This window comes from Pedobacter frigidisoli (genome assembly GCF_004331675.1).
GTDB classification, from domain to species: Bacteria; Bacteroidota; Bacteroidia; order Sphingobacteriales; family Sphingobacteriaceae; genus Pedobacter; species Pedobacter frigidisoli.
Window position 1 is genome coordinate 186,814 of record NZ_SJSN01000002.1, and the last position, 16,506, is coordinate 203,319.

13 protein-coding genes are annotated in these 16,506 nt (G+C 35.4%); 11 read left to right on the forward strand and 2 right to left on the reverse strand.

The features are described 5' to 3' along the window. The first annotated feature begins 319 nt into the window (after positions 1-319). From EZ449_RS03610 to EZ449_RS03635, 6 genes are all read left to right on the forward strand, one after another. Positions 320-586, forward strand: coding sequence for a hypothetical protein (locus tag EZ449_RS03610; RefSeq protein WP_131556596.1), 267 nt, complete (start codon positions 320-322; stop codon positions 584-586). After that, positions 583-864 carry a hypothetical protein gene (locus EZ449_RS03615; protein ID WP_131556597.1) on the forward strand — a complete coding sequence of 94 codons (282 nt, stop codon included), beginning with the start codon at positions 583-585 and terminating at the stop codon, positions 862-864. Before EZ449_RS03610 ends, EZ449_RS03615 begins: the two co-directional genes overlap by 4 nt. 29 nt (positions 865-893) lie before the next feature. Continuing rightward, positions 894-1,364 (forward strand): hypothetical protein, encoded by a 471-nt coding sequence (locus EZ449_RS03620; protein WP_165499687.1) that lies wholly within the window; start codon positions 894-896, stop codon positions 1,362-1,364. Continuing rightward, positions 1,361-1,786: a hypothetical protein gene (locus tag EZ449_RS03625; RefSeq protein ID WP_131556599.1), complete on the forward strand. Its 426-nt coding sequence runs from the start codon at positions 1,361-1,363 to the stop codon at positions 1,784-1,786. The genes EZ449_RS03620 and EZ449_RS03625 overlap by 4 nt, the downstream gene beginning before the upstream one ends. Before the next feature lie 28 nt (positions 1,787-1,814). Further along, on the forward strand, positions 1,815-2,267 hold the full coding sequence (locus EZ449_RS03630; protein ID WP_131556600.1) for a hypothetical protein: 453 nt from the start codon (positions 1,815-1,817) through the stop codon (positions 2,265-2,267). A gap of 528 nt (positions 2,268-2,795) precedes the next feature. Beyond that, positions 2,796-2,969, forward strand: coding sequence for a histone H1 (locus EZ449_RS03635; protein ID WP_131556601.1), 174 nt, complete (start codon positions 2,796-2,798; stop codon positions 2,967-2,969). 78 nt (positions 2,970-3,047) lie between these two features. Here EZ449_RS03635 and EZ449_RS03640 read toward each other — a convergent pair whose 3' ends face one another. Beyond that, complete coding sequence (locus tag EZ449_RS03640) at positions 3,048-4,145, reverse strand: AI-2E family transporter (protein ID WP_131556602.1); 1,098 nt, start codon at positions 4,143-4,145, stop codon at positions 3,048-3,050. Between the two features lie 362 nt (positions 4,146-4,507). Here EZ449_RS03640 and EZ449_RS03645 point away from each other — a divergent pair, with 362 nt between their 5' ends. From EZ449_RS03645 to EZ449_RS03665, 5 genes are all read left to right on the forward strand, one after another. Continuing rightward, entirely contained in the window at positions 4,508-5,671 is a 1,164-nt protein-coding gene (locus EZ449_RS03645; protein ID WP_131556603.1) for a hypothetical protein, read from the forward strand. A gap of 1,722 nt (positions 5,672-7,393) precedes the next feature. After that, complete coding sequence (locus EZ449_RS03650) at positions 7,394-9,064, forward strand: arylsulfatase (RefSeq protein ID WP_205942936.1); 1,671 nt, start codon at positions 7,394-7,396, stop codon at positions 9,062-9,064. 110 nt (positions 9,065-9,174) lie between these two features. Next, the gene (locus EZ449_RS03655) at positions 9,175-10,890 is read left to right on the forward strand and encodes an arylsulfatase (RefSeq protein WP_131556604.1); all 1,716 of its coding nucleotides are present in this window, start codon (positions 9,175-9,177) and stop codon (positions 10,888-10,890) included. Between the two features lie 14 nt (positions 10,891-10,904). After that, positions 10,905-11,744: an alpha/beta hydrolase gene (locus EZ449_RS03660; protein ID WP_131556605.1), complete on the forward strand. Its 840-nt coding sequence runs from the start codon at positions 10,905-10,907 to the stop codon at positions 11,742-11,744. A gap of 114 nt (positions 11,745-11,858) precedes the next feature. After that, a complete protein-coding gene (locus tag EZ449_RS03665; protein WP_131556606.1) occupies positions 11,859-12,863 on the forward strand; it encodes an LLM class flavin-dependent oxidoreductase in 1,005 nt (334 codons plus the stop codon). A 66-nt stretch (positions 12,864-12,929) separates the two neighbouring features. Here the strand turns inward: EZ449_RS03665 and EZ449_RS03670 are convergent, their stop codons facing one another. Next, a complete protein-coding gene (locus EZ449_RS03670; RefSeq protein WP_131556607.1) occupies positions 12,930-16,247 on the reverse strand; it encodes a patatin-like phospholipase family protein in 3,318 nt (1,105 codons plus the stop codon). Between the last annotated feature and the right edge of the window lie 259 nt (positions 16,248-16,506).

The window sequence follows — 16,506 nt, forward strand, 5'->3', positions numbered from 1 at the left end:
ACAAAAATGGAAATACTTTTTGTTATACTTACACTCATTAGCTGTAAATGCTTTAACAAAAAGATTGAAATGTATGGTGGGACTGTTGAAACCCATAAGCACAGAACCTTGCTTTTCATAAAAGAAAAATTGAGAATTGTAGTCCAAATTCGAGCGTACTGATGGCTCCAATAATTACAAACCCCAATCAATAATCGACATAAATATTACGAATAATAACTCAAACCCAGCGTTCCGATAGCTATCGGAAAGTAAATGGAGTAAACATTAACAGGCCTCAAATTGTAATTTAGGTAACATCAATTAAAAACTATAGACCATGAAATACACTTTTTTAATATTCGCAAGTTTAATTTCTTTTGCAACATTTGCCCAAAAGAAACCAACGAAAAAAAGTTTACCACCCCCAAGTATCATGCCGCCGCCAGCTATAGTAAGGGAGAAAGAGCAGTTACAAGATATCAGAAATCCATTTGCTGATGAAATTTCTTTCAGCTGGAAAAATTTACCAGATACCCTCACAACCATTACCACTAAAGATATTTTCGAAAAAACCTACACCTTTCGCAATTATGGTAAAATGTGAGGGTGAGCACCGTTTATCCAGGAAGTGATTTTAAATACAAAAAGCCAAATAAGGGAGAAGTTGAGCTGGCGCAAACCTTAAAGATAAATTACAAAGATTATAAAAATGTAACCATAACCGGCAACAGCATCAAGCTTGTGAGCGATGATGGTAAAGAGACGGTAAATCTGCAAATTACCAAAAAAGGCAATCAGTTGGTTAGCCTAAAAGAAGCTGGCTCGAGCAAAACTTTTGTGGTAACTGAAAGATATGCAGGCGAACCTACTATCGGATTTTAATTATATTCTTTTTAAAGCAATTAATCATTATGGAAAAATTACTTTTTAGCTCCTTAAATGGCTTAAAATATTTTCTCATCAGTATTTTACTTATTTCATGTTCGCAGTTAAATCAATCTCAACCCATGGAAAAAATACAATATATCTCCATTACATCTTGGGGTGGCGAACGTGGCTATCATCGTTCGCTACAAATTACATCAGATAGTTTATTTTATGAGTTTGGTTCTGCTGTAGATACTGTTAATAATATAAATATCAAGAAAATTAATAGTCATTATAAATTGGAAGATTTTATTGCTGTTAATGAATTGATTAACTTCTCTAAAATGCAAAGTGGTGAAAGCAGACAGCCAGTAGATGGAACTGATACTGAAATCACAATTAAAACCGATACTACCGAGTTTAAAGTAACTAACGCTGGAAATAATAACTTATGGCATAGTGTTATGGAAAAAATGAATGCCATTATTGAAAAAGAATTTAAAAAAGAGATATGAAATTTTTATGCACGATTTTGATTTTATGCTTTGCCATCCCTGCATTTTCACAAACAGGGAAACTGTTTAAGGGAACAATTAACAATTCGAAAATAACATTGTATTTGCAAGGTATGGATGAGGGCACACATGTCGATAAAATTTTGGGTGGCTATAAATACGATAGCCAAAGACAATACATTTTGCTTAACGGATATGCAAATAACAAAGGCAATATTGTTTTGGTAGAACAGGCAAGCCCTAATTTTTCGGGAGTGTTTTTGGGTGCGATAACAGGAAGTCAAATTAAAGGAAAATGGTTAAGCGCCGACCAAACAAAAAATTATCCTTTTCAACTGCAAGTAATTAAGGCAACCCAATCGCAAAAGGAGCTGTTTGATAAGGCCATCATCAAAAAAGCAAATGAATTTAGCGGCTATTAAAACTGGGTTAATTATAAGATAGATGATTATGAAAAAGTACATCGCATTATGTCTGATCACAATTTTCGTTTTTTGCGCATGTAAGCCAAAAGCTAAACCTGTAAAAGTTATGATGGACAAACAGGATAAAATAATTGAGCAGCAATTAATTGGTGAGTGGGCAGTAGTTTCCTCTTGGAAGGATAGCGTTTTAACTTTCAAAAATAAACTCGATAAAACTTATAAACAAGAAATTTTTCCAAGTTACAATACTATATTATTTAATGCTAAAACAGGTGTGATTAATGTAGAAACTTATGGCGAATTTGGTTGCGGAATGGCTGCGGTTCAAAACTTAAATATGAAACCTATAAAATGGTCTGTTACTAATTCAAAGCTGCATTTAAAAGGAATTTATAGCGATTATTCTGGCGAAAATAGTATCGACAGTTTTTATAAAATAAATAGAACCAATGAGGTGTTGACGTTAACTAAAATATAAATAGGTGGGTGACTAAAAACATTAAATACTTATAAAATGAAACTTAAAATATTATCGATTTTCTGTTCTATTTCGCTTGCTGTTTTGCATTAATTTTCTTCCTTAATAAATACGTGGTAAATATCCGTCCCCATAAAATTACCACAATTGGGCTCTGGCTTTTAACAGTACTAACTGTTTCAGGTAGCTTTATAATTGCCAGTGGCGATAATATTTATTACCTGGTCAGGCCATTTGATATCGAAACCAAATCGGCAGGCATTCGGTTTATTTGGGATAATTTTTAGCGAATTGTTGGTTGTCATTTGATGAACATTTGTATTAATATTAGGGAAACCAACGATAAATAAAAAATGATCATTTATAATTTGAATACTTTTCCTCTAACAATTCTAAAACCATTATAAAAAAAAAGTTTAAAAAACGTTTCTACTGCACCGGGATAGGGAATTTAATTTATATTCGCAGCTTGTATTCTTTTGAAAAGCAGAAGAACCAATCAATTTTTAATAATTAAAAAGAGAAAAAATGGAAAAGTTTGAAAAACTGAAAGAGGTTGTAGCAGGTATCGAAGCTGATGCAGCAAAGTTTTACGATGCTGGTAATGCAGCAGCTGGCACACGTGTTAGAAAAGCAATGCAAGATTTGAAAGTACTTGCACAAGAAATCAGAGCGGAAGTTACTGAAAAGAAAAACGCATAAAAACAGTTTGACTGTTTTGGGAGGATGAGCCCTGACTATGGTCAGGGCTTTTCTGTTTTTTACATATTTATTTAACGATTATATCTTTTCGGATAGCGCTGGCTTTTTTCTACGCAAGCGTTTCAACTGGCCCATGTGCTCTGTTGGGATATTATCTCCTAAGAGTTTTCCCCAAGGTTTCAGCCCGTCAATCCTATCGAAAACAATTTTAAGTACAGCAATAAAGGGAATAGATAAGAACATACCTGGTACGCCCCATAATGCGGCGCCAAGTAACACGATTACAATTGATATGAGCGCATTGATCTGAACTTTTGAGGATACTATTCTAGGTACAAGAATGTTATTGTCGATAAATTGAATTAGTGCATAAGCTGCGATAATTAATAACTGAGTTGTAAAACCATCCTGTGTTAAGGTGGCCATAAGTACAGGAAGCGCAATAGCAATAATTCCGCCAATGTATGGAAGCAGGTTAAGTATTGCGCCTATAACCCCAATTAATATTGCATTTTGAACACCTAAAATCAATAGGGCCGAAGAATTTAAAACAGCAACAATTCCTGTTTCGATCAATAATCCAACAATATAACTTTGAATAGCGGCCTTGGTTTCTGATAAAATTTCACCAACCTTTTTTTGGTTCTCCTCAGAAAAAACCTCATAAAGAAAATTAAGGATCAGCGTTTTATACAGCATAATCAGAAACGTATAAACTGGAATAAGGAATATTACACTTAAAACGCCTAAAGCACCGCTTAAGGTTTGGCCGATTATGGCTTTACTATTATTAGCGGCCTCATTTACCATTTGAACCTGTTTTTGGGTACTAATACCAAATGTTTGTTCGAGCCACTGCTGAATAATAACCAGCAATTCAGAAAGTTTTTGCTTCATTGCTTCAACGTTATCAAAGAAATGCGCAATCTGTGCAGAAAGAAAGTAAGCTAATCCAGCTACAATAAGTATCGCAATAATCATTGAAAGTAGAATAGAAACAATTTTTGGCAAATGGCGCTCGAGCCTAGTAGATAGTGGATTAAGCAATATCGCGATTAATGATGCGAATGCAAGTGGAACCAGTACATCCCTAAGCACACTTAAAATATAAATAGAGATAACAAGGCCAAGCAAAATTATAGGCGCCTTTATAAAAAATGGGTAGTTTTTATTCATGATCAATAAATGGTTCAGCTGCTAACAAAAAATGAAGCATAAAGTTCTATTTTTTTTCCAATAATAAAATATGACTTCCACTTCGAAATAAAAAAATAACTATTAAAAATCTCAAATGTTGAATTTGATTTCTTGATAAAATTCACTCATTCAATTTATAATTCCACTGATGAAATTTTATAGAACTCAATATTTTAACGAATTAGATGTTTGGGGAATAAAATTTAGATAAAATGATGTAATTTTTAGTTCATTTGTAGAATCAGCGTAAAAAGATAGTGACACAGGTTTAATCTAGTAGGTAATTTCCCGCAACTGTTATATTTGATATCTCAGAGCTTAGTTATTTCCTCGAAAAATTTATGAATTCAATCATTTGCGCAAAAGAAGTCGCAGAAACGACTAATAATCGTTTTGAGCGAGAAGTTTATGAGTTTTTGCGGGAATGGATTTTGAATCATGAAGATAGAATCTTACTTCAGTTCGACCAACCAGTGGATGAATATTTGGTAAATGATGCCTTGCGAGATTTTTTCCTTAATACACAACATCCAATTCAGAAATTATTAACAAATCCTTTTATTGCTAGCCATTTAGGTCGGTGTGTTGAAAGTGTTTATTTTGATCCAATCAGTGGAGATCCATTATTGGCAGCCACAGAACAGCGGATTTATAATCTGGCTCGTAGGATGGATAGTCAACAAATGCATGTACCATTTCGATCGGTTCATCCCAATAAACAAACTGAAGCTGGAGACACTGCAAACATCAGCACTTATCCGCCAAATTCAGAAGAAATTCGTTACAATAGCGGTAATCATTTTACCAGCCGACCTGCAAACACGAATGTTTTCGATGAAAATAGCAAGCGATGTGTTGCTAAATCAGATGGCAATTTGCATGTACTATTTAAACGTGGTTTTTTAGAGGAGCGATTACATGATATAAAATCTCTTACAGCCGAACTACACGATTCGGGTGAAACAGACTTACAGTTTTTTGTAATCTACAGTAGGCATTCATTCGAGGAAGGGCATTTTGGTACTTCTCTTGTAGTAATGGATCCAGCAACTCCCGACTATCCAAAACGTGTAATGGTTTGTGATACATTGCTAAAGGATTTACCTCATCATCCGCGTTGGTGGAATCATTTTATAGCAGAATATTCTAATGTATTTGGCGATGCAATCTCAGAGATTGTGGAAGATCTATCGCACCCGCTGCAAAAAGTTAATATAAAAGGCGATGATCCTTTTCGACATGATTGGGATTGCCCTTACTACGCAGCAAGTATGGCAAATGCGCTTGCCGATTTAGTTAAGAACAATTCGATACTCTTATTAACTGGAAGCGTAGTTGATATTCATGATGCGATGAAAGATTTAATGGAAGACTACTATCATCCAAATAGAGAAATTAAAACGAGAGCTGTTATTCAGCAAGTTAACAGACTAAAACGTTGGAAAAGTGGCCGTGAAGTTATTATGGATTTAGTATCGGAGATGAGCAACAAGGCCCGTTGGTAAATATGAATAGATTGAATAATTGTGATGTAAAACTTTATCGTTCACTGGCGAAAAAGCAAAATCGCTATTTAACAAATTAAAAATTCTGATCCTCATCCAATCTCAGAGGTCGATACTTTTGATCTATTGCCCCAATTTTATTGATCCATCAAATAAATAGGTCTAATAAAGATCTAGTCCAAAAATATTTTCATCCCTAATTGCCATTTGATGCGATTTTTACTCTTAGAATATTTTCTTTGAATTAATTTTGAGCTTTTTAAATTTGGCTACCACTATTGTTTTCACCAAAAAAAATTTTTTTACGATTTAATATTCATTTTAAGAGTATTATCTGCTATTCGGCACGTTAATCTTATTTTTTTCTGATAAAAAGTTGAGTTAAGTCATATAAATACTAATTATTTGAAAAGTTACTTGTATTGTTTTAAAATTTATTATAATAATAGTTAGTTTTGTAATAGTCATTCAAGTTATCCTTATATCCCTATTATCATGTTACCAATATCCCCAATTGTTAATACATGCCCCGCATGTCCGAAATGTAAAAACCAAGAAACCAGTAGGGTTCCAAGAGGGTTTATTTTTAAAACTATTTTGCCTTGGATCTCTATAAAGCGTTTTAAGTGCTATCGCTGCTTTAATAAGTTTTACATCATGTAAAGCAGAAAACAACTATTTATAGGTATTATCAGTGAGAATATTAAATAAGAATACTTGCGATGTTGATGCGTACTTAGCGTTAATCAATTGTTTCGTCTAAAGATTGAATTAATTCATCTGCGTTGGTGAAGTGTTATTATAGAAAAGGAGATAGTTTTAAGCTATCTCCTTCTTTTTTTTCAGAGATTAAAACCCCGAAAATTAAAGGTCTGCAATCCTGTAGAGCCATATAATTTTAAATCTAAATCGTCCCGTTGATTTAATTTTATGTAAATGTACAAATACAACAGCGAGTTATTATGATATGTTTAGCCCTTTTTTGTTTAAATTGATAAATGTCAATATTATAAACGTAATTATCTGATAATGAGTTATTATTTGGCGTTATTATTCTGATTCAGTTTAATATTTCAGTTATTGTTTTTTTTGTTAAAATTGATACACTACTGGATAATGCAATTATTCAAATCTAATAAATCGCTAGATTGTATATATTGATCTACAAGGCTATGGAGGTGTAGCATTAACATCATTATCTAATTCGTTGGTTTACCAACTACCCAACGATTGCTCATGCATTTATAACATTTGTATCGTTTAAATTCAAGAAAGAAGAGCAATTTTTTCATCAAGAATGTACGAGGAATACGTTCAACGTCTGAATAATCTCCCTTACCACAAGGACATAACCGTACCTGATTATTGATAGCTGTTAAATGGCTTTGATTGTTTTGCATGCGTAGTTGCTAATCTTAAGAAGTTAAGGATAGGGACGACCTTTGATTAAATTTAAAGAATTAAAAATTATTTTGAAATAAGTAGTAAGTAAAATGTGAAGTTTCAATCTAAATATGTAAACCTAGCATCATCATCTAAACCTATGAGTTGTTGCATCGGTTTAAATTGCTATTTCGTTGTTCGTTTTGCCAGTTAAGATCTTCCCAGATTCTAATTCATAAATCATATTCATTATGAATTCTCAGTTTAAAATTCGAATTTAGATTTTAGTCAATCGATATTTTGTTACTGCAATAATGAAATATTCCAAATCATCCTTTTATGAAAATGAATTCCAAAAAACTTACTGCATTTGCAGCAATTATATTTTTTTTTCTATCGAGCTTTTCTATTATCTTAATTAATGTTAAAAGGGATAAACCGAAAACTGCTAATAAAAAGCCCAATATTTTGCTCATTATGGCCGATGATATGGGCTATTCGGATATTGGCTGTTATGGAAGTGAAATCAAGACGCCAAACCTCGATAGATTAGCCCAGAAAGGAATTCGATTTAAGGAGTTTTATAATGGCGCAAGATGTTGCCCAACTCGAGCATCGTTAATTACAGGTTTGTACCCGCATCAAACAGGTATTGGGCATATGAGTAATGATCCTGAAGATAGCACGGCCTTTAATTATGGCACGCCGGCGTATCAAGGTTATCTAAATAAAAAGTGTGTTACCATTGCTGAAGTCTTAAAGTCTTCGGGGTATGAAACCTTAATGTCGGGAAAGTGGCATTTAGGTTATCATGGAAAGGAGAAATGGCCACTGCAACGAGGCTTCGATAAATACTATGGAATTTTAGCTGGCGCAACCAATTATTTTAATCCATCGGGGGCGAGGGGATTAACCTTAATGGATGAAGTTGCAGAACCAACGGGCCAGAACTATTACACAACTGATGCCTTTACAGATTATGCAATACAATTTATCAAGGAAAATCGGCAGCAAAACACCAAACCATTTTTTATGTATTTGTCTTACACCAGTCCTCATTGGCCTTTAAATGCATTTAAAACCGATATTGATAAATACCGTGGTAAATATAAAATGGGTTGGAACAAACTGAGAACAGAGCGTTTTGCCCAGATGAAGAAAATGGGTATTATCGATCAGAATGTGAAATTGAGTTTGCAAGATGGTGCAGATTGGGATAAACTTAGTGATGAACAAAAAGATGAAATGGATTATCGAATGGCGATTTATGCAGCCCAAATAGATAGAATGGACCAAAATATCGGTAGGGTTTTAAGTGAGCTAGAAAAATCAGGGCAGTTGGATAATACCTTAATTATGTTTTTATCAGATAACGGTGCCTGCGCTGAGGGTGGAAACTTAGGAATGGGCTTAAAGGAAAACCTAGGAACTAAAAAGGGTTATGCATTAAGCTACGGTCAATCGTGGGCCAATGCGTCGAATACGCCATTCCGAAAATTTAAACATTGGGTTAATGAGGGTGGCATTAGCACGCCACTCATTGTTTCTTGGCCAAAATCAATAGCAAAAAGCCTAAATGGAAAATTTGCCAATCAATATGGTTTTCTGCCAGATATTATGGCGACCCTAATAGATGTTGCTGGAGCGAAATACCCAACAACTTATCAGGGAAACAACATTATGGCACTCGAGGGCAAAAGTTTAGTTCCGGCAATTTTGGGTAAAGAGCAAACGATTCATCAAGAGCCGATATTTTGGGAACACGAGGGAAATTCCGCAGTTCGTTTAGGTAATTTTAAATTGGTAAAGGAATTTAAGAATGTTAATACAGACCGATGGGAACTGTACGATCTTGCTAAAGACCGTTCTGAAGTAAATAACCTTGCGACTCTAATACCCAAAAAAGTAAAAGAACTTTCCCAAGCATATGGTAAATGGGCTAAAATGGTTGGTGTTTTACCTTACGATGAAGTGCTTAAATTTAGAAAGAATAAGCAAAAAAAGGAATAACTGCTCCACAAATCAAAATCGTAATTAAATAACTTTTTTGTGAAAATTGCAGTTGTTAAAACGATTTAGTTATTTTCGTTAAATGTATGATGAGATACTTATTCCTTAAAATGAAATCAAAAAAAATATTCCTATCACTTGCCATTCTATCAGGATCAGCACTAATTATCTTAAGTGCCTTTGATAAGATTACAACAAAAAAAAATACTGAAGTTAAGCCAGAACGACCAAATATCGTAGTTATTTTGGCTGATGATTTGGGTTTTTCTGATGCTGGCTGTTACGGTGGAGAAATTCGAACTCCCAATTTAGACTTCCTTGCAAATAATGGTTTGCGCTATAGGGAGTTTTACAATACCTCGAGGTGTTGTCCAACAAGGGCCTCATTACTAACAGGTTTATACAACCAACAGGCTGGAATTGGTAAAATGACTGAAGCAGAAGATGAGCCTGGTTATATTGGCAGATTGGCTGATAACTCCGTAACTATTGCTGAGGTTTTAAAAACAGCTGGTTACAATACAGCTATGTCTGGTAAGTGGCATGTTTCAAATACTATTGTCCAAAAAAATCCAAAAGAGCAATTGGATTGGCTTAATCATGAAAAAGATTATGGAGATTTCTCTCCAATTAGTCAATATCCAACAAGCCGTGGCTTTGATAAATTTTTTGGCACCATTTGGGGTGTTGTAGATTTTTTTGATCCATTTAGTTTGGTTAACGGAACAAAGCCAATTAAAACAGTTCCCAAAGATTACTATCAAACCGACGCCATTAACGATACAGCAGTTGCTTATATTAATTCGTGGAAAAAAACCAACAAGCCATTTTTTCTTTACGTTTCTCAAAATGCACCACACTGGCCATTACAGGCAAAGCCAGAAGATATTGCAAAATATAAAGATACTTACAAAGGTGGTTGGGATGTTATCAGAGAGGCGAGGTATAAGAAAATGGTTAAACTAGGACTTATAGATTCAAATACTACAAAACTTTCTAAGCCAATTGATCGAAACACCACTTGGGCAAATAATCCCGATAAAGTTTGGGATGCCGAAGCTATGGCCGTACATGCTGCTATGATTGATAGAATGGATCAAGGTATTGGAAGAATTATTGATGCATTGCGTAAAACTGGAAAGTTAGATAATACCATAATTGTTTTCCTATCAGATAATGGCGCCAGTCCTGAAAATGCAGCTGCTTACGGACCAGGTTTCGATCGTCCAAGCGAAACACGAACAGGATCTCCGATTATTTATGCAACAAAGAAACAAGCAATACCTGGCCCTCAAACCACCTATAGTTCAATTGGTAGGGTGTGGGCAAATGTAGCGAATACGCCTTATCGTTACGCAAAAGAGCAATCTTTTGAAGGTGGAATTCATACACCTATGATCGCGTTTTGGCCAAAAGGGATAAAAGCTAAAAAGGGAGGTTACAGTAATCAGGTCGGTCATGTAATGGATTTTATGAAAACTTTTGTTGATTTGGCTGGAGCAAAATATCCAACAAACTTTAGAGGAAAGGATATTCTCCCTACAACAGGTATAAGTTTAGTTCCATCTTTTGATGGTAAACAAAATGCGGGGCACACAAATTTATTTAATGAGCATTTTGGTGCACGATATGCGAGATCTGGAAGTTGGAAATTAGTCTCGCTTAGTGGCGATACCACTTGGCATTTATACGATCTATCCAAAGATAAATCTGAAGTAAATGATCTTGCCGGCCAAAATCCCGAAAAAGTTAAGGCACTCGAAAGTTTATGGAAACAATGGGCAAACACTAACCAAGTGTTTCCAAAACCCGGGGCAAAGAAATAATTTAACTATCAAGAATGAAAAGATACCTATTTTTAGCAGCATTTTTATTTTGCTGTCTTACTTCCTTTAATACTGTATTTGCGGCAACAGTTGATACTGTTTTAACTCAAAGCAAGATAATGAGGAAAGATATTAAGGCTGTAGTGATAAAGCCTGCAAGTTACAGCGCTGATAAAAAATTCCCTACACTTTATCTTTTACATGGTGCTGGTGGAAAATATTCAGAATGGTTAAATAAAACACCAGATAGGGAAACTGTGAAACGCTTATCCGATGCCTATGGAATTGTAGTGGTTTGCCCCGATGGAGGAGCTACAAGTTGGTATTTTGATAGCCCAGAAGATTCTACTTATCAATATGAAACTTATATAACATTCGAATTGGTGGCTTATATCGATAGCCATTACTCAACTATAAAAGATCGAACGGCTAGGGCTATAACTGGTTTAAGTATGGGTGGCCATGGTGGATTATACTTAGGTTTTCGACATCAAGACGTTTTTGGTGCCTGCGGAAGTATGAGTGGAGGTGTAGATATCCGACCATTTCCAGAGAACTGGGATATTTCAAAGCGTTTAGGTAAATATAGCGAACATCCAGATCGTTGGGAAACAAACACAGTAATAAACTTAACACACCTTTTAACACCAAATAAGCTGGCTATCATTATAGATTGCGGAAACAATGACTTCTTTTATAAAGTAAATGTTGATTTACATGACAAACTGCTAGATAGAAATATTCCACACGATTTTATTATTAGACCAGGTGGTCATACTTGGGAGTATTGGGACAATGCCATCAATTATCAAATGTTGTTCTTTAGCAGGTATTTTAATAGGTCAAAATCGTAGTAATGTCATTCTAATCTTTTAGTGTTGGCTAAAGGTCATTTGTAGAAAGATAAGGTGAATTTAGATTTTCAAAGGATATTTTTGTGGCAATAGATTATAAAATCTTATTTATCCATGGAAATCTCCTCATTAAAAAACATACCTTACTCCGTACTCGATCTCGCAACTGTTTTAGATGGATATACTGCTGCCGATACTTTTAAAACTAGTCTTGAGTTGGCTCAACAATCTGATGCTTTAGGCTATACACGTTATTGGTTTGCCGAGCACCACAATATGGCTGGAGTTGCCAGTTCTGCACCATCATTATTAATCGGTTTTATTGCTGGCGGAACGACCAGGATTAGAGTAGGTTCTGGTGGTATCATGTTACCAAATCATGCTCCACTAATTGTAGCAGAGCAATTTGGTACATTGGCATCGCTATATCCAAACCGAATAGATTTAGGTTTGGGTAGAGCGCCTGGAACTGATCAGGTAACGGCAATGGCGATAAGAGGAGAGAATTTTAATTCTGCACATAGTTTTCCGCGAGATGTAGATAGGTTACACCAGTTGTTTTCGGTTGATAATCGATATTCGACCGTTAGGGCAATTCCGGGCGAGGGGTTAACTATTCCAATCTGGATATTAGGTTCTAGTACCGATAGCGCAAGATTGGCAGCAGAAAAAGGCTTACCCTATGCCTTTGCAAGTCATTTTGCGCCCGCTTATTTCGAACAAGCAATATCCATTTATCGCAATAATTTTAAACCCTCTCAATTTCTAGAAGAACCTTACGTTATGGCATGCGTAAATGTAGTTGCTGCCGATACCGATGCAGAAGCAGAACGTTTATCGAGTTCGGTAAAACGTATGTTTTTAGGGGTAATAACAGGAAAAAGAGAATTGCTAAAACCAGCCGTTGAAAACATTAATCAGCATTGGGATCAGTTAGAAAAAGAAGCTGTTGAACAAATGTTATATTATTCTTTCATTGGTGGCAAGGATACGATTAAGCAAAATTTAGAAGAATTTGTTTCTAAATATGGTGTTAATGAAATTATGAGTACATCTCATATTTATAATCACCAGGCAAAATTACATTCTAATAAACTTTTTGCCGAGGTTATGAATTAATGTAATCTCGCTAATCATCATTAATCAGAATGGAACCTAAAAATGTATAAATTCGGTTCCATTCCTTTAGGTTATTTGATGGATATCCTTTATCGATTGATAGCCAAGCTTACGGTAACTTTCGAATTGCGCTTCATCAAAAAATTGATCTCCTGTTGATTGCTGCGGAAATTTATCATTGGCCAGGTAATATTGGCGGATATCTACACTTTCCTTGCCTGTTAGAGCCGTTTTAACATAAATTATTTTTCCCGATGGTATTTCATCGCCGGGGTATCTAACTGTACCTTCAACCGTATGGCTTTCTACAAAACCAGTATCCTTATTTTTTTCGATAATCTTTGTCAGGTTTATTTTAATCTCTACACCAAAATCTATCCTACAGCGACGAATTGCATTTGCCAAACCCTCACATGTTGCTTGCACATCCTCTTCAGCATCGCAAAGCAAAATGTAACTACATCTTCTACGCACCAGCTCATAAATACCCATGTTGTCAAAATGGCCACCATCAGAGAGGCAAACGTAATCCTTATTAATATCTGATTTTCCAATCATATCATAAATTAAATATGCTAATCCGGAAGTTGGATCAGATCTTTTCCATCTACCTAGTCTTGTATTTCCAATCCATCGGCCCAAGCGAACATTAAAAATGGTAAGCAAGAAAGCTGTTGGTGCCGATGAATGGTAGCCCATGTTTGGATTTACGGCTGCTCCAGAAACGGCCATTGCAGTACCCAGAGTTGGTCCGTCTGGTTCCGAAAAATCTTTGGTGGGCCGGTAACCATATTGAAATATTCCATTCCTGGTATCAGCTGCGGAACGTGTCGAACTGAAGTCGTAACCACAGTAAAGTGGCGAAAAGGTAAATGATTCTGCCTTGCGATCTTGTCTGTCCAACTCCGATACCGTAGAAGCATTTAGCGCTGTATTTAAAATTGGATATGGCCCTTCGTAACCATTTCCTGCTGTTAATGAAGCTATTTTAATATCATCCTGATTATCGAAACCTGTAAAATTATTGGCTGTACTTTCCCTGTCTGTTCTTCTTCTAGTGGCACCAAGATAAGCCCTAGTTAGCCTATTTCGATAAAAATGATGCAGGCTAAATTCATTTACACCAAGGCGATAACTGAAAAACATGGTGATGACGAATAAGGCGATAGTCAAGATAAAATACCTTAATTGTTGCTCCTCATCAGAATGTTCATGCATTCCAATCAGTTTTCTAAAAGCATCGAGTGCTGTTGAACCGAGTAGTAAAAAGCCAATCATAAATAAGTATGGTGCAAAGCGTATAAATATTTCAGTAAAATTTAGTCCGCTATTTTGCTTGCTTTCGGCGGTGGATTTTGATTTAAAGGCTAGCTTTACAGCTACGCCAATAATTGCCCCCCAGCCACCAAATATTGCTGGTACCAAAACTGAATATTTTGAGTAATAGTAGCTCAAGGCATCGGGCAGAACTAGTGCCCCTGCTGTTATAATAATCCAAATTAAGATGAATCTGTGAATTACTGCACCCAATCTGCCCCACCATTCCCTTCTTTCATCTGGAAATAAGTTTCCCATTAATAACATTCTGATGATTACACTAAGGGTGTAAGTTTCTAATATCAAAGGTAGTCCCAAAATGAAAATTAATTTTTGCGGTAAATATTGGATCACAGTACTAACTTCCTTTAACATTGACATTATTTGCCAGCAAATGGTAAGCAAAAATGCACCAAAGCAACTTGCTGCGGCAGATGAGATAAATACCCAAAGCCAAAACCAGGCTTGTTGGTTGGCAAACCTACTTCTTAAATAATATCGACCGAAAAAAGCTAGGATTAACATTGCGATTAAAGCTGCCAACGCTGTCGGATAAATGATGGTATTTTTATCAAAACTTGCTGAGTTTAAAAAGGGTAACTCGCTTTTCATCCATGCGCTAATTAAAAAGCTCGATGCTGCGGCCCAAAATAAGAGTAAGGCTGGCATGTATTTGCTCGAACCGAATTTGTATTTACTTGGTGGTGCATATTCTCGATCGTATAGGCGCATTCCTGATGAAGTAATGGCAGCACCGATGCATAAGATTAGAAATGTCCACCAGAAGAGTTGTTGAAAATGAAAGTTATTGGTGAAACTGATATTGTTCCAAAATTCGAAAACCAGTGCAATTGCCGATAACATCGAACAGAGCAATAGTACTAAAATGGCCTGATTAATTAAAGTGTTTCTTAACCAGGTTAATCCCATGGTCCAAGAATCAGCAGACATGATCCCTGTATTTGGCGAAAGGTAATTGCTATACATCCTTAACCACCTAATTGGGCGAACTTCTTCTGCCATTGGATCGGCAGATTCCCTAGAATTTAAAAGCAAGCTTAATTGATCTATTGAACCTACTCTTTTGAGCCAGGAAATAAACCATGAACCGATGTAGCCACCACCAGATACCGTAGAAATAAAATCGTAAGAATGCAGTTGTTTCATTTCCGATAATTTTTGCAATACACCAAGGTTAAATGTAGCAGATCGAATTCCACCTCCGGAAAATGCAATTCCCCTTAACTTCATTTGTTTGGCCCGTTCTAGCGGATCGGAAATATCATTAATCTTTTTTGCAGCTAAAGCAGAGAGGTTTTCTGGTAAAAATTTCCTCAGTGTTCTTGACTTATCAACCTCATCCAATTCTTGATTAAGTAAGCTTTCAAATGGAACGGCAACTTCCTCTAATTCTAAAGCAGCCATCAATTTCTTTTCATCTTCTAAAAACTCAATGGCTTTCGCTTTTCTATCCTTAGTAGGGTTGTTCCACCATTTGGTATAACTTATTTCGTTTCGAATGTATTTATCTTCCTTTTTCTCCTTAAAACGGGTAGCTCCATTTCCCCAAACCTGATATAATCTTTGATTATAGGCGTTTGCTTTTTCTGCTCCTAGTGCCAAAATAACTAACAAGGGCATATACTCTAAGGCATTTGTAAGCGCTGTTCTGTGCTGTGGATATTGATATAATATTTTTCTAAAATGTTGTCGCCAGGCATAAGGATTATCGGGAGTATTTAAATTTTCATTTTTTACTACCTGTTTATTTGTCGTAACCGACTGATCTTCTAATTCATACACCTCGATTATTACCTTAATCTTCGAGAAGAAAAACGATACCACAACATCTTCATTCTGTGGACAATTCCACATCAGTACATTTATACGTTTAATAACACCAATGTTAACAGATTTGGCCTTGTAAGGTTCCGAATTTAGATCTAGAAGATTAATGGAAACCTGAGTAGAACTGATGTTGGTTTCCAAGCCGATTAATTTGCAAACATCTTGATAAACGCATAGAAATGAAACCGCATGCGAGCTTAGATCGGTAAAAATATCCATAATTATTTTAGATAGGAGATGATGAATAACCAGTTAAGAATGGATTTCCGAGATAAATATTTTACAGCTAACTGGTATTGCGATAATTTCGGCAGATTAAAAAGTAGAACTTAGTTTTAGTTCCTCGTTTGTTATAGTTAAAGCTAATAAACAAAAACGGAATAACGAAATGATTTTTTTGATCAATAAATTGTTAATCAGTATTTTACATTGTTTGTAAACTGGTGAACAATTTGCCATACAGCGAAAGTGAGGATAT

Bases quoted from the DNA above. Each gene is read 5' to 3' on its own strand.
- EZ449_RS03610 (WP_131556596.1), top strand. From the start codon at position 320: ATGAAATACACTTTTTTAATATTCGCAAGTTTAATTTCTTTTGCAACA.
- EZ449_RS03640 (WP_131556602.1), bottom strand. From the start codon at position 4,145: ATGAATAAAAACTACCCATTTTTTATAAAGGCGCCTATAATTTTGCTT.
- EZ449_RS03655 (WP_131556604.1), top strand. From the start codon at position 9,175: ATGAAATCAAAAAAAATATTCCTATCACTTGCCATTCTATCAGGATCA.
- EZ449_RS03660 (WP_131556605.1), top strand. From the start codon at position 10,905: ATGAAAAGATACCTATTTTTAGCAGCATTTTTATTTTGCTGTCTTACT.
- EZ449_RS03645 (WP_131556603.1), top strand. From the start codon at position 4,508: ATGAATTCAATCATTTGCGCAAAAGAAGTCGCAGAAACGACTAATAAT.
- EZ449_RS03620 (WP_165499687.1), top strand. From the start codon at position 894: ATGGAAAAATTACTTTTTAGCTCCTTAAATGGCTTAAAATATTTTCTC.
- EZ449_RS03670 (WP_131556607.1), bottom strand. From the start codon at position 16,247: ATGGATATTTTTACCGATCTAAGCTCGCATGCGGTTTCATTTCTATGC.
- EZ449_RS03630 (WP_131556600.1), top strand. From the start codon at position 1,815: ATGAAAAAGTACATCGCATTATGTCTGATCACAATTTTCGTTTTTTGC.
- EZ449_RS03650 (WP_205942936.1), top strand. From the start codon at position 7,394: ATGAAAATGAATTCCAAAAAACTTACTGCATTTGCAGCAATTATATTT.
- EZ449_RS03665 (WP_131556606.1), top strand. From the start codon at position 11,859: ATGGAAATCTCCTCATTAAAAAACATACCTTACTCCGTACTCGATCTC.
- EZ449_RS03635 (WP_131556601.1), top strand. From the start codon at position 2,796: ATGGAAAAGTTTGAAAAACTGAAAGAGGTTGTAGCAGGTATCGAAGCT.
- EZ449_RS03625 (WP_131556599.1), top strand. From the start codon at position 1,361: ATGAAATTTTTATGCACGATTTTGATTTTATGCTTTGCCATCCCTGCA.